14 protein-coding genes and 1 pseudogene are annotated in these 13,814 nt (G+C 62.0%); 3 read left to right on the top strand and 12 right to left on the bottom strand.

Annotation, left to right across the window (positions count from 1 at the left end):
- Positions 1-234: 234 nt before the first annotated feature.
- Positions 235-552: a hypothetical protein gene (locus MK6180000_RS04150; protein WP_138933589.1), complete on the bottom strand. Its 318-nt coding sequence runs from the start codon at positions 550-552 to the stop codon at positions 235-237.
- 627 nt (positions 553-1,179) lie between these two features.
- On the opposite strand from MK6180000_RS04150, the gene MK6180000_RS20950 reads away from it, so the two are divergent.
- The 3 genes and pseudogenes from MK6180000_RS20950 (at position 1,180) to MK6180000_RS04140 (ending at position 2,519) form a co-directional block, all read left to right on the top strand.
- Positions 1,180-1,341, top strand: coding sequence for a hypothetical protein (locus MK6180000_RS20950; RefSeq protein ID WP_342777700.1), 162 nt, complete (start codon positions 1,180-1,182; stop codon positions 1,339-1,341).
- 63 nt (positions 1,342-1,404) lie between these two features.
- Positions 1,405-1,815: pseudogene (locus MK6180000_RS04145) on the top strand (sigma-70 family RNA polymerase sigma factor); the annotation flags it as partial.
- Entirely contained in the window at positions 1,812-2,519 is a 708-nt protein-coding gene (locus tag MK6180000_RS04140; protein ID WP_171054542.1) for an anti-sigma factor, read from the top strand. The pseudogene MK6180000_RS04145 and the gene MK6180000_RS04140, both read left to right, overlap by 4 nt.
- Before the next feature lie 135 nt (positions 2,520-2,654).
- Here the strand turns inward: MK6180000_RS04140 and nusB are convergent, their stop codons facing one another.
- The 11 genes from nusB to rsmH are packed head-to-tail and all read right to left on the bottom strand — an operon-like array spanning position 2,655 to position 13,813.
- On the bottom strand, positions 2,655-3,140 hold the full coding sequence (nusB, locus tag MK6180000_RS04135) for a transcription antitermination factor NusB (RefSeq protein ID WP_138933587.1): 486 nt from the start codon (positions 3,138-3,140) through the stop codon (positions 2,655-2,657).
- Positions 3,137-3,682: a 6,7-dimethyl-8-ribityllumazine synthase gene (locus MK6180000_RS04130; protein WP_138933586.1), complete on the bottom strand. Its 546-nt coding sequence runs from the start codon at positions 3,680-3,682 to the stop codon at positions 3,137-3,139. The genes nusB and MK6180000_RS04130 overlap by 4 nt, the downstream gene beginning before the upstream one ends.
- A gap of 4 nt (positions 3,683-3,686) precedes the next feature.
- Positions 3,687-4,820: a 3,4-dihydroxy-2-butanone-4-phosphate synthase gene (gene ribB / locus MK6180000_RS04125; RefSeq protein WP_138933585.1), complete on the bottom strand. Its 1,134-nt coding sequence runs from the start codon at positions 4,818-4,820 to the stop codon at positions 3,687-3,689.
- Between the two features lie 58 nt (positions 4,821-4,878).
- A complete protein-coding gene (gene murD, locus MK6180000_RS04120; RefSeq protein ID WP_138933584.1) occupies positions 4,879-6,288 on the bottom strand; it encodes a UDP-N-acetylmuramoyl-L-alanine--D-glutamate ligase in 1,410 nt (469 codons plus the stop codon).
- The gene (locus MK6180000_RS04115) at positions 6,285-6,638 is read right to left on the bottom strand and encodes a hypothetical protein (protein ID WP_138933583.1); all 354 of its coding nucleotides are present in this window, start codon (positions 6,636-6,638) and stop codon (positions 6,285-6,287) included. The genes murD and MK6180000_RS04115 overlap by 4 nt, the downstream gene beginning before the upstream one ends.
- On the bottom strand, positions 6,638-7,720 hold the full coding sequence (mraY, locus tag MK6180000_RS04110; protein ID WP_138933582.1) for a phospho-N-acetylmuramoyl-pentapeptide-transferase: 1,083 nt from the start codon (positions 7,718-7,720) through the stop codon (positions 6,638-6,640). The genes MK6180000_RS04115 and mraY overlap by 1 nt, the downstream gene beginning before the upstream one ends.
- Complete coding sequence (locus MK6180000_RS04105; RefSeq protein WP_138933581.1) at positions 7,721-9,160, bottom strand: UDP-N-acetylmuramoyl-tripeptide--D-alanyl-D-alanine ligase; 1,440 nt, start codon at positions 9,158-9,160, stop codon at positions 7,721-7,723.
- Positions 9,157-10,656 (bottom strand): UDP-N-acetylmuramoyl-L-alanyl-D-glutamate--2,6-diaminopimelate ligase, encoded by a 1,500-nt coding sequence (locus tag MK6180000_RS04100; RefSeq protein WP_138933580.1) that lies wholly within the window; start codon positions 10,654-10,656, stop codon positions 9,157-9,159. The genes MK6180000_RS04105 and MK6180000_RS04100 overlap by 4 nt, the downstream gene beginning before the upstream one ends.
- Positions 10,657-10,668: 12 nt before the next feature.
- Entirely contained in the window at positions 10,669-12,468 is a 1,800-nt protein-coding gene (locus tag MK6180000_RS04095; RefSeq protein WP_138933579.1) for a peptidoglycan D,D-transpeptidase FtsI family protein, read from the bottom strand.
- On the bottom strand, positions 12,465-12,824 hold the full coding sequence (gene ftsL, locus MK6180000_RS04090) for a cell division protein FtsL (protein WP_138933578.1): 360 nt from the start codon (positions 12,822-12,824) through the stop codon (positions 12,465-12,467). Before ftsL ends, MK6180000_RS04095 begins: the two co-directional genes overlap by 4 nt.
- Positions 12,824-13,813: a 16S rRNA (cytosine(1402)-N(4))-methyltransferase RsmH gene (gene rsmH / locus MK6180000_RS04085; protein WP_138933577.1), complete on the bottom strand. Its 990-nt coding sequence runs from the start codon at positions 13,811-13,813 to the stop codon at positions 12,824-12,826. The genes ftsL and rsmH overlap by 1 nt, the downstream gene beginning before the upstream one ends.
- Position 13,814 lies beyond the last annotated feature (1 nt).

Here is a 13,814-nt window from a genome sequence, read left to right as displayed (position 1 = left end):
TGCCGAACGCTATGACCGCGCCTATTTTGTGTGGTGGCGGGTTCTGCCCTTCTCGTGCTCGGTTGCATTCCAGTGGCCTTAAGCAATTCCGAGGGAGCTGGCTCTGTTCGGACCCTGGTTCGGTTAACCGGCACCCACCTGTACATACAGGTCCTCGGGAATGAGATAACCAAACGGCTGCGTGCGGGCCCGCCACTTACATCTAAGAAATGAAAAACAGGATCGCAAAAGGTGTCAGCGGCGCTCGCGAATCCGCGCCTCGACCCTGACGGGGATCATATCGCCGTGATCAGGATGCCTACGGCCGCCGCCGCGGGGGCCGTTATCGTCGTCGTCATGCCCGCCGCGCGCCGCCAGCATGATCTGAAGCGCCGCAAAGAGCGCCCCAACGCAGAGCCATAACAGCGCTGCCGCCGCCCATGCACCGCCAGCAAGCGCCACGATCTGCCCTAATTGACCGGTGTCAAACCAGAACAGCATCGCAACAAGAGCCGCCGCAATACCAAACCCGGTAGCGGTGTGCTTCATGTACTTGCGAACTGTCTGCGGCATAATTTTTCGCTCCCCAGCGCCGATGGTAACACAAAGATAGGCTCGTTCGTACGCACTGCAAGCGGGTGCGGCAATAATTGGCCGATCTACCCACAAAAAGGCCGCCTCAGGCAGCCCTGCTTGACTTGAATATCGGTCGCCTGCGCACGGCCTTGGCGCCAAGCGGGTCAGCAAAAATGTTACGCCTGGCTGCTGCTACCGCATAAAGCGCGCGCAACCGATTGCGCCGGGCCTGAATGAGAAGTGCCATGGATACCTTATCCTCGTCGTGCTGAGTTTCGAATTTCGTCGGGTAGCAAAATTATGCGCTGGTTGCCGGGCGGGCGGTGGCGGCCAGATCATCCGCAAAAAGAGCCGTGATTTCGCTCCGTGTCAAATTGGGATTGGCGCGGCGGCCCGGCTGCGGTGCCGGATCGGCGCAAGTTACAGAATTCACACACATTGTAGCCCTGAACAGTTTTAGCATCGTCTATCCTCATCTTTTCTAGCCCCTATTAGGACAGACGAGCCGATTGACGGCGAAGTTTCACAAAAAAGAACCTTTTTGCTCACAATGTGTCTAAATCCATAATATTTGATGATTTTCAAATTGTGATTTACGCAAAAAGCTAGCGTGGAGATGCTGAGATGAGTGCAACTTCTAAATTTGATGTCAGCGAAAGCTGGGGCGCCGCAACCCGCAGGTTCCCGCGTAAGGCAAAACCGAAGGTGAGCGCCGAGCCTGTTACGGCAGATGACGTCGACGAGATGATTGCGCGTATCTCCCTGGCCGACCGCCAAGCGTTCTAGCGGCTATATGATTGCACCTCATCGAAACTATTTGGTGTTTGCCTTCGTGTCCTTAAGAACAGGGCCACTGCTGAGGACGCCCTGCAGGAGACCTACATGAAGGTATGGCGTTATGCGGGAAACTATCAAAGCGGCGGGATCAGCCCGATGACATGGCTAATCACGATCGCGCGCAATACGTCGATAGACAAGCTGCGCGCGACCCGCGACACCGATGATATTGCCGATATGGAAGGCACGCTGGCTGGGCCCGGTCTCACGCCGGATCAAGCAGTTATCGCGGGCGGCGAGGCCAAGCGCATCGCTGTCTGCCTCGGCCAGCTGGACGATCCGCGGGACAAGGCCGTGCGCGGCGCCTACCTGGAAGGGCGCAGTTATGCAGAACTGGCCGAAACACTGGATGTGCCACTGAATACGGTGCGCACATGGTTGCGCCGCAGCCTCATCAGCCTAAAGGAGTGCATGACAACATGAGCACCAAGACAGCCGATCACCCCGATGACCGCAGCCTGCTGGCCGCCGAATATGTCCTGCGTCTATTGCTTCCGAGTGAGGAGCGCGCATTCGAGCGGCGCCTGCTGACCGAGCGCCCCTTACTGGCCGAGGTTGCCGAATGGACCACACGGTTTTCGGGCATGGACGCCGAAGTTGCCGACGCCGCGCCCCGCCGCCGGGTCAAGGCTGCGCTCCAAGCGCGCCTCTTTGGCGCTGAGAAAAGTACGTCACTGGCCAGCCGTATCTGGCTATGGAAAGGCCTCAGCGCCGCGTCGATCGCTATGGTGGGCCTGTTGGCGTTCCAAGTGATCCAAACACCCCAGCCAAGCCTGCCCAGCATCCAGCGCGGGCCGCTCTACGTCTCGGAGGTTGCGGCCACCGATCAGTCGCTGCGCATTCTGGCGGTCTATGACGCGGACGCGCGGCAGCTAATGATCACGCGCACCGCCGGCGCCGCAGCCGAGGGCCGCGCGCTGGAGCTGTGGGCCATCGCGGAGGGCAGCGCGCCCGTCAGTCTGGGCGTCTTGCCGGACAGGACAAAGACAGGCATCGCGATCCCCGCCGCCTTGCATGCGCAGATCGCGGGCCTGACGCTTGCCATTTCGGACGAGCCATTGGGCGGATCCACCACCGGCGGGCCTACGGGCGCTGTACTCGCCATGGGCCAGGTGACAGATCTGTAAAAGAACGCAGGTGGGGCGCTGCGGCGCGCCGTTTTGGCGCTGGCGGGCAGCGCGCGGTTGGGGCGGAATGCAGCCAAGCACGAGACGCGGGGGCCCCGCGCGCAAAACATTCGGATCAGTGAAAAAATTTGCTGCCTAAAACGCCTCAGGTCGCGCTTCGCGCGCCATGTGGTCCAGCACGGCGTTGACGAATTTCGGCTCTTTCCCTTCGGGGAAAAAACTGGTGGCGACATCGACGTATTCCGTGATGATAACGCGCGGCGGCGTCTCGTCCCCGGTTAGTTCGGCCCCAGCTGCACGGAAAAGCGCGCGCAAAGTCGGATCGATCCGTGAGATAGGCCACTTGGCCACCAAGGCGCGGTCAGTCATCTGGTCGATCCGGCGCTGGTCATCTACGGCGCGGTCCAGCACCATCCTAAACAGATCCTCGTCGCCCTCGATCATGTCCGTCTCATCGTCGACCTCCGCACCAAAGCGATGATCGAGGAACTCCAGATAGACAGAATTCACGTTCTGATCCGAATGCTCCATCTGGAACAGCGCCTGCACGGCGTATAGCCGCGCGGCCGAGCGCATCTTGCGCTTTTGGTTGCCGGATATGGGTGCGGCCTCAGTCGTCATGCTGTCGATTTATCCTTGGAGTGACCTGCGATCCGCATCTCGTCGGCGCCGGGAATGAATCCTACGCCCTTACGCGGAGCGCCCCATTTACGGGTCAGCGCGATCAGATGCAAGGCGGCGGCGGCGGCCCCTGCCCCTTTGTTCATCCGGGCGGGATCGGCACGCACCTCTGCCTGATCGCGGTTTTCCACTGTCAGGATGCCATTGCCCACGCAAAGGCCCTGCAACCCCAGCAGCGTGAGGCCCCGGCTGGAATCGTTGCAAACCGTCTCGTAATGCGTTGTCTCACCGCGAATGACGCAGCCCAATGCGACGTAGCCATCGAAATTGCTCAGCCGCTCGGCGATACCGATGGCAGTGGGCAATTCCAGCGCGCCAGGCACCTCAACCAGATCATAGGTGGCGCCGGTTGCCTCGATTTCTGCGGTGGCGCCGGCGATCAGATTATCGGCGATATCGCGGTAGAACGGCGCGACCACGATCAGCAGCTTTGCGGGTTTTTCCAGCTCTGCGCGGGGCATGGTGTATTCGCTGCCAGCCATGGATTTATCCTTTGCTTAGCGGGCGCGTGCCCGTGATGCTTATGCCATAGGCGTCAAGGCCCAGATACCGCGTCTCGGGATTATCGGTCACGAGGATTAGCTCGTGTATCCCCATCGTCGACATGATCTGCGAGCCGAGACCGGTGTGTTTGACAGTGCGCGGTCCGTCCTCGTCCAGCTCCTCGGCCAGTTCGGGGCGGGGCTGGCGAAACAGAAATATCGCGCCGCGCCCCTCATCGGCGATGATCTGCATCGCGCTGCGCAGCTTGCCTGCGGGCGCACCGCCGATGCCAAGCACATCCTCCAGCGCATTCAGCGCGTGCGTGCGGGCCAGTACGGGCGCGCCGTCGTCCAGATCACCCTTGATCAGTACAATATGTTCAGTCCCTGATATCTCGTCGGCGAAAATGCGCATCTCCCACGTGCCGCCGATATGCGCCTCGACAGTCTCGCGCCGCACTTCGCGCACGAGGTTATCGTGCTTGTGACGGTAGGCGATCAGATCGCTGATAGTGCCGATTTTCAGCCCGTATTCCTGCGCGAATTCGATCAAATCAGGCAGGCGCGCCATGGTGCCATCGGCCTTCATAATCTCGCAGATTACGCCCGAGGGGTTCAGCCCGGCGAGGCGTGCAATATCGACTGCCGCCTCTGTGTGGCCTGCGCGGACCAAAACGCCGCCAGCGCGGGCGCGCAGGGGGAAAATGTGACCCGGCGTCGCCAATGCGGCCATCGTGTTTTGCTCATTGATCGCGGTGGCGACTGTATGTGCCCGGTCGGGCGCCGAAATGCCAGTGCTGACGCCCTCGCGCGCCTCGATAGACACAGTAAATGGCGTCTCGTGCCGCGACGAATTGTTAACCGCCATCATCGGCAATCCCAGCCGGTCGATCCGCTCGCTGGTCATTGGCAGGCAGATCAGACCGCGGCCATGGGTCGCCATGAAATTGATCGCCTCTGGTGTGGCAAATTCGGCGGCGATTACCAGATCGCCCTCATTCTCGCGATCCTCATGATCAACGAGGATGAACATCCGGCCAGCACGCGCCTCAGCGATGATTTCGCTCGTGGGCGACATAGCAGCGCCCAGACCGGATTCGACTGGGCCGGGCGTGCTGTAGGCTTTGCTTTCGGGCATAGAAGTCCCTCGCGGTTTAAGCGGCGTCATTTGCGGCCTCAGATAACGCGCAGTGGCGCTATTGACCAGACCCGAGTGCGCGCTCCACGCAGGCAGCAAAGTCGTCGCCGCGCTGCTCGAAGCTGTCATACTGGTCGAAACTGGCAGCGCCCGGCGCCAGCAGCACTGTATCGCCCGGCAGCGCATCAGCGTGGGCGCGGCGCACGGCGGCCTCCATGGTCGTGCAAACCTCGGTCTCGCACCCCTCAAGCTGCATCGCGAACTGCGCCGCCTCGCGGCCAATTACATAGGCGCGCGCCACGTTTTTCAGCGCCGGGGCCAGTGCGGATAGCCCGCCTTCCTTTTCCAGGCCACCGCAGATCCAGCGGATATTCTGAAACGCCTGCAATGCCTTGAGCGCGCTATCGACGTTCGTGGCCTTGCTGTCGTTGACATAAGTGACGCCGCTCGCCTCGGCGATCAGTTGGCTGCGATGTGGCAGACCCGGATAGCTGCGCATCGCGTCCTCGATCACACGCGGGGCCAGGCCCATGGTGCGGCAGACGGCGTATGCGGCGCAGGCATTTTGATGGTTATGCGCGCCGGGCAACCCCTTGATCGGGCGCAGATCTATGCTGCCGGTTTGCCTTCCTTTGCGGTATTCGGACAAGTACCCCTTGCGCGCGAACACCTGCCAGCCGGGGCCGGTCAGCTTGCTTTCGACCGAGATACGGATAACGCGGTCGTCCGCCGCGCCCTCACTGAGTTGGCCGGCCAAAAATCGGCCCTCGGCTTCGTCCACGCCGATAATGGCCCGGTCGGGGCCGCCTTCTGCAAAGAGGCGCCGCTTGGCCGCGAAATAGCCGCCGAGGCCCGCGTGACGGTCTAGGTGGTCGGGGCTGAGGTTGGTGAAAACCGCGACATCGGGCGTCAGGGCGCGGGCCAGCTCGGTCTGATAGCTGCTCAGCTCCAGCACAACGGCGCCGCCATCCTCGGGCGGGTCGATATCCAGCACGCCGCGCCCGATGTTGCCTGCTAATTGCGAAGCGCGCCCGGCCTCGGTCAGGATGTGATGGATCAGCGCGCAGGTCGTCGATTTGCCATTCGATCCGGTGACGCAAATTACGCGTGGTGGCTGTTCAAAATCGTTCCAGTCGCCGGACGCGAACGAGCGAAAGAAGAGGCCGATATCGTTATCTACCGGCACGCCCGCCGCCTGCGCCGCCGCGACGATGCGGTTCGGCGCGGGATAGAGGTGCGGGATGCCAGGGCTGACGATGAGGGTGGCGATGCCGTGAAATGCGCCGTCCTTGGACAGGTCCAGCACCTCAAAGCCATATTCCTCAGCCTTGGCGCGCGCGGCCTCATTATCGTCCCAGCATATCGGAATCGCGCCGCCCGCCTCAAGGCTGCGCGCTGCCGACAGGCCCGAACGGCCAAGGCCAAGGACCGCGACGCGCGCGCCGTCGTATCCGCGCACCGGGATCATGAAAAAATATGCCCAGCGCTACTCGCTACCGCAACGATGACAGCAAGGACAACGGTAATCACAATACACGGCAAAACTGTAAGGATCACGAGTTGCGCGAGTAAGTTCGCAGATCTTGGCAGGCTAGAAATCCTTACGGCTTTAGCCAAATGCAGGTCCGCAAGTAGTAGGTTAATAAATGCGATCACCGCCAGACCTACGCAGCCGATTGCACCGATTACTTTCAAAAACTCAGTCTGAAGAATGCTTGTGTTGAAGAGGTAACTAGAACTGGTAAATGCAATTACGAAGAGCGCTATTGAGCTCAAAATTCCAGAAGTAGCTTTTTCAAAGTGCTCTTTTCTGCCCATCATCGCACCTTAAGCGTCGCCAGCCCGATCATCGCCAGAATAAGTGCGACAATCCAAAAGCGGATGACGATCTGCGGCTCGGACCAACCCTTTTTCTCATAGTGGTGGTGGATCGGGGCCATAAGGAACACCCGCTTGCCCGTGCGTTTGAAATAAAGCACCTGGATGATAACACTCAGCGCCTCGACCACAAACAGGCCGCCGACGATGGCCAGCACGATCTCGTGCTTGGTCGCCACCGCAATCGCGCCCAGCGCACCGCCAAGGGCAAGCGAGCCTGTGTCGCCCATAAACACGGCGGCGGGCGGCGCATTGTACCACAAAAACCCAAGGCCACCGCCAACGAGGCCCGCGACGAACACCAGTATCTCACCGGTGCCTTCGACGTAATGCACGTCCAGATATTCGGTAAAGTCGGTGCGCCCGACGACATAGGCGATGATGCCCAGCGCGCTGGACGCGATCATCACCGGCATGATCGCAAGGCCATCGAGGCCATCGGTCAGGTTCACGGCATTGGCCGCGCCGACGATCACGATCATGGCGAATGGGACGAAGAAAAAGCCTAGGTTTATCAACGTGTTCTTGAACACCGGCAGCGCCAGCTGATATTGCAGTGCATCGGGATGATACTGCGCCGCCCAATAAGCTGCGATGGCCGCTATCAAAAATCCGAGGCCAAGGCGCACCCGGCCCGGCACGCCCTTATGGTTTTGCTTGGACACCTTGGCATAATCATCAGCAAATCCGATGATGCCGAACCCCATCGTAACAAACAGCACGATCCAGATAAACGCATTGTCCAGCCGCGCCCAAAGCAGGGTGGAGGTCAGCAGCGCGCCGACGATCAGCAGTCCGCCCATCGTAGGCGTACCCGCCTTGATAAAATGTCCTTCGGGGCCGTCCGTGCGGATCGGCTGGCCCTTGCCCTGCCGCTTGCGCAGCACGTTGATCAGCGGGCGTCCAAAGATGAAGCCAAAGATGAGCGCCGTCATAAACGAGCCGCCGGTGCGAAATGTTATGTATCGGAATAGATTGAAAAAATCGCCGCCATCAGACAAAGCGGTGAGCCAATATAACATTCAATCATCCCTTGTGCTGGGGCGGCCACCGCGCCCCGATTTTCGCAGAGCGTTCGCAATCACGCTCACTTTGCTGCCCTTTGATCCCTTGATCAGCAGCACGTCGCCGGCATCTATCACGCTATGAACCTTGAGCGCCAGTTCCCCTGCATCCTCGCACCAGAGACCGCGCTGCGCGCGTGGCAGCACATCCCAAAGGGCGCGCATCCGGGGGCCGACGCAGTGGACGGTGGTCAGCGCGCTCATATGCGGCAGGTCTGCCAGCGCGCGGTGCATGTCCGTCTCGCCAGCGCCCAGCTCCAGCATGTCGCCCAAGATAGCGATGCGCCGCCCCTTGGTGATGCGCCCGATATTGTCGCGCGGAGTGGCGGCGGCCAGTACTTCGAGCGCGGCGGCCATTGATGCGGGATTGGCATTGAACGCATCGTCGATCAGGTCCAGCGTCCATTCGGCGTCGCCGCTATCCAGCTCCAGCACTTCGCGGGTGCCCCGCCCGGCGGGCGGCTGCCAGCGCGCCAAATCGGGCGCAGCAAGGCCGGTATCGCCGCCCAGCGCATGGACCGCAGCCAAAACCCCAAGGCCATTCATCGCAAAATGGCGGCCTGCCGAGTTGATCTTGAAAATAACCGGTCCCTCGGGCAAATCTGCACTGACGATGGTGCGGTCGTCGCTAAGGGTGGCGCCAGTGAGGCGATAGGCATCGCTGGCCTCGCCGAAGGTGAGGATTTCGGCGCTCGCGGTCTTCGCGGCTGCGATCAGGATCGGTGTCGTAGGCAGGTCGGCGTTGATGATCGCCATGCCGCCGGGCTCTAGCCCCAGAAAGATGGCGGCCTTTTCGCGCGCGATGCCGTCTAGATCCTCGAACGCCTCCAGATGCGCCGCCGCGATGGTGGTGATCATCGCCACATGCGGACGCGCCATGCGGGCCAGTGGCGCGATCTCGCCGGGGTGGTTCATGCCGATCTCTATCACGGCAAATTCGGTATCGACGGGCATTCTGGCAAGCGTCAGCGGAACGCCCCAATGGTTGTTATAACTCGCCTCAGCGGCATGGGTGCGGCCCTGACCCGACAGCACACCCTTCAGCATTTCCTTGGTCGAGGTTTTGCCGACCGATCCGGTGACGGCGATCACGCGCGCGACGGTGCGTGCACGTCCTGCGCGGCCCAGCGCCTCTAGCGCCTGCAAAACATCCGGCACGATCAGCAGCGGAGCATCCGGCGCAATGCCGCCGGGGATATGGTCAACGAGCGCTGCAGCGGCCCCCGCCTCTAGCGCCTGCGCAACAAAATCATGCCCGTCCCGCTCGGCCTTCAGCGCGACAAACAGATCGCCCGGTTGCAAATTCCGCGTATCTATCGAGACACCGTTCGCCTGCCAATCGCCCTGCATGCGCCCCCCAGTGGCGGCAGCAGCATCCGCGGCAGTCCAGAGGCTCACGCGCCCTCCCCCGCCTGCGCGGCGTCCAGCGCCATTACGGCCACGCTGGCCTGTTCGGCGTCGTCAAAGGGCAGCACGTCGCTGCCCACCGTCTGGCCGGTTTCATGTCCCTTGCCCAAAATGAGCAGCGCATCACCCGGCCCCAGTGCATCGACGCCGCGCAGGATAGCCTCGGCGCGGTCGCCCACGTTTGATGCGTCAGGGCAGCCTGCCATCACGGCGTCGCGGATGGTGCCTGGGTCCTCGCTGCGCGGATTGTCGTCGGTGACGATGACCAGGTCTGCGTGCTTGGCCGCAGCCTGCCCCATAAGGGGCCGTTTGCCCGGATCGCGGTCGCCGCCCGCGCCGATGACGGCGATGAGCCGGCCCATAACGTGCGGGCGCAGTGCCTCAATCGCCACGCCGACCGCATCGGGTGTGTGGGCGAAATCAACGAACACGGCCGCACCGCTCTGGCGGGTTGCGGCCAGCTGCATACGGCCCCGGACGGTGCGCATTTCGGGCAGTACCTGAAACACGCGGCTCGCGTCGGCGCCCGCGCCAATCACCAGCCCGGCAGCCAGCAGTAGATTTTCACCCTGAAAGCCCCCGATCAGCGGCAGATCGACCTGATGGACCTCGTCTAACCACGAAAACCGCACGCTTTGGCCTGTGGGATTGAACCGCTGGTTCAGCAGGCAAAGGTGTGCATCCGCGTGGCGGCCCACGCGCAGCACGTCCTGTCCGCGCGCCTCGGCCAGATCCGCCACCTCGGCGCCGCGCGGGTCGTCCATGTTGATCACAGCCACGCCGCCCTCTGGCAATACGCGGCCGAAAAGGCCTGCTTTGGCAGCGAAATACGCCTCGAACGTCTGGTGATAATCCAGATGGTCCTGCGTAAAGTTGGTAAACGCCGCCGCGACCAGTTGCACTCCGTCAAGGCGGCGTTGCTCCAGCCCGTGGCTGGACGCCTCCATCGCGGCATGGGTCACGCCTGCGCGCGCCGCCTCGGCCAGAACGCGGTGCAGCGTGATGGCATCAGGCGTGGTGTGTGCCAGCGGCGCGGTATAGCTGCCCTCGACGCCAGTGGTGCCGACGTTGATCGCCTCCAGCCCCAGCGACTCCCAAATCTGGCGCGCAAAGCTGGCAACGGACGTTTTGCCGTTGGTGCCAGTCACGGCCACCATCACTTCGGGCTGCGCGCCGAACCACAGGGCGGCGGAGCAGGCCAGAGCAGCGCGCACGTCCTCGGTCACGACCAGAGCAGCACTGGAGGCGGCCAGCACGTCGGCTGCGATACGCGCGCCCTCCGCGTCCGTCAGGATCGCAGATGCGCCCATGCGCAGCGCGTATTGTATGAATTCGCCGCCATGCACGCGGCTGCCTGGAAGGGCCGCAAATAGCGTGCCATCGCGCACCTGCCTGCTGTCAATCGCCAGCCCGGTAATGCGCGCCTGTGCACCGCCCTTGGCCGCAAGGCCCAACTCCGCTAACGTCCTTGCCTGCCCTGCTGTCATGATCGCACCGCCTTAGTCGCCGTCTTGCATCGATACCTGCGTTATACCAGCCAACGGCGCGTGTTCAATCGCCGGCCGCAGACCCAAAAGTGGCGCGACCCGCGCGACGATCTCGGATGCGATGGGCACGGCTGTCCAACCGGCCGTGCGGCGCGGCTTCTCGCCAGACGTCTCGACCGGCTCATCCAACGTGACGATCAGCACGTATTTTGGATCATCCGCCGGAAACATCGACGCAAAGGTGGCGATCACTTTGTCTTCGTAGTAGCCGCCGCCGTTCTCCTTCGGCTTGTCGGCTGTCCCCGTCTTGCCGCCCACGGCATAACCCGGCACCTCGCCCATGCTAGCGGTGCCGTCGGTCACAACCTTGCGCAGCATCAGGCGCGCCTCGCGGGCCACGGCAGCGGACATGACGCGAGCGCCCTCTTGCGGGACGTCCTGCTTTAGCAGTGTGGGGCGAACGTAGCGCCCGCCATTAGCGATTGCCGCATAGCCAGCAGCTAGATGGAGCGGCGTCGATGACAGGCCATGCCCGTAGGAAATGGTGACAGTCGACAGCTCTGTCCACCGCTTGGGAAGTAACGGCTGGCCGCCCGATGCCTCGATCATCTCAAAATCGACAGGCTTGAAAAAACCGAGCGTTTTGAGAAACTCCTGTTGCCGCTCCGCGCCAATCTCGAGCGCAAGGCGTCCCGTGCCCCTGTTCGAGCTGTGGACGATCACGTCCGATACGCTGATCTTGCCGTAATTCTTGCGATTAAATTCGCCTATGGAAAAGCCGCTGACGCGCATAGGGCCGGACGTATCTATGATGGTGTTCGGGCTTACCAGCCCCAGCTCCATGCTTTGGGCCGCTGCAAAAATCTTGAAGGTTGAGCCAAGCTCGTAGACGCCTTGAACCGCGCGGTTAAACAGCGGGCTGTCGGCGGCGTTGCCCTGCACCAGCGGGCGGGGGCGATCATTGGGGTCGAAATCTGGCAGCGATGCGATAGAAATCACTTCGCCGGTATGGACGTCCATTAAGACAGCAGCGGCGCCTTTGGCGTTCATGATGCTCATGCCGCCGCGCAGCACACGCTCTACCGCCGCCTGCACAGGCAGGTCCAGCGACAGGGTCAGCGGCTTGCTGTTTTGCGCCGGATCGCGCAGTCGTTCGTCAAGGTATTTCTCGATGCCCGCAACGCCTATGACCTCGGCGGCATGCACCCCCTCGCGGCCAAACCCTGCACCGCCCAAGACATGCGCGGCCAGCGTGCCGTTGGGGTATAGCCGCATCTCGCGCGGGCCAAACAGAAGGCCCGGCTCGCCAATTTCATGCACGGCCTGCATTTGCTCAGGGCTAATTTTCTTCTTTATCCACAGAAACTTACGCTTGCCGGTAAAATCGCGCAGCAGGCGTTCTTCTTTCAACTCGGGAAAAATCCTGACCAACTCCTTGGCGGTCTTTTCCGGCTCGATCATCTGCTGAGGCTGCGCATAAAGGCTGTGCGTGTCAAAATTCGTTGCCAGTATCCGGCCAGAGCGGTCCACAATATCAGCGCGCTGCGCGAGGATATCAGCGCCCGCCGCACTTGTACGTGGCTCTGACGGCTCGGTCTGGGCCAGCACGCCCATGCGCAGGCCGATTACGCTAAATGCGCAGAAGAAAGTCGCGCCCAGTACCAACAGTCGCCCCTCGGCGCGGCGGCGGGCCTTGTCGCGCATCGCCTCGTGGCGCAGGCGGATATTCTCGCGCTCGATCGCGTCGGGATTCTCGCCCTTGTCGCGGGCAGGCAGGATGCGCGCCAGCGGGCGCAGTGGTGTGCGGATCATTCGTTTGCCTCCAACTCAGGCTGGTTCGAAACCGAGACAGAGCCCGTAAAATCGAGGCGCAAGTCTACTTCGGGCGGATAATCCACCTGATCGACGCGGCCAAACTGCTGCGCCTCCAGTGGCATCAATTGAAGCCGCTCAAAATTGATGTCCGCCAACTCGCGCAGGCGCGACGGGCGGTTCAGATAGGCCCATTCGGCGTTTAGCACGCGCAGCCGCTGGCGCGATGTCGCGATTTGCCCCTCAAGACGCTCGGCGTGGCTAATGGCGGCCTGTGTGCGGTAATTCTCGTGATAGGCCCAATAGGCCAGTCCGATCACTGCCAATGCACTGAGAACGTAAAATAAACTGCGCATTATTTGCCTCCTTTTAGCATCGGCATACCCATCGATTTGCGGTCCGTTATGCCCGGCGCGGCGTCCGTCCGGATTGCCACGCGCAATTTCGCGCTGCGGGACCGCGGGTTGGCCGCCAACTCAGCGTCATCAGCCGTGATCGCCTTGCGGCTGATTTGCGTAAACTGGCGCGCTTGCGTCGCCTGCTCGGGCGCGTGGCGACTGCCGCCGCCGCCGCCGTCGCTGCGATCTTGCAAGAATCGTTTGACCATGCGGTCCTCGATTGAATGAAACGTCACGACAGCCAGCGCGCCGCCGGGGCGCAGCGCGCGCTCGGCCGCCTCAAGCCCGCCGATCAGCTCGCCGTATTCGTCATTCACTGCAATCCGGATCGCCTGAAAGCTGCGGGTGGCAGGATGCGCCTGCCCCGGCTTGGACCTTGGCAGGCATTTCTCGACAATCTCGGCCAGTTGCAATGTCGATGTGATGGGGGCCTCGCCGCGCCTGCGAACGATAGACTTCGCAATCCGGCGGCTCGCCCGCTCCTCACCATAGAGGTACAAGATATCGGCGAGCTCGCCCTCTTCGGCGTTGTTGACCAGATCGGCCGCTGACGGCCCCTCCTGGCTCATCCGCATGTCCAGCGGGCCGTCACGCATAAATGAAAAGCCACGTTGCGCCTGATCCAGTTGCATCGAGCTAACACCGAGATCCAGTACGATACCGTCCAGATCGCTCGCATACTCGTCCAGTTTTGAGAACACGCCTTCTACCAGCTCTACACGGTCGCCATAAGGCGCGGCCCACTGCGCCGCCATCGCCAGCGCGGCAGGATCGCGGTCGACACCGATCACCTTGTCAGCGCCCGCCTCTAGCAGCGCTCGTGCATAACCGCCAGCACCTAGCGTACCATCCAGCCATGTGCCGGATATGGGTGCAGCGGCGGCGATCAACGGCGCTATCAATACAGGGATATGTGGGGCGGCGGTTTGAGGGGAGGTCTCAGGCATC

Origin of the sequence: Roseovarius arcticus (genome assembly GCF_006125015.1) — a bacterium.
Classification (GTDB): domain Bacteria; phylum Pseudomonadota; class Alphaproteobacteria; order Rhodobacterales; family Rhodobacteraceae; genus Roseovarius; species Roseovarius arcticus.
This window is presented reverse-complemented; position numbering and strand designations above follow the sequence as displayed.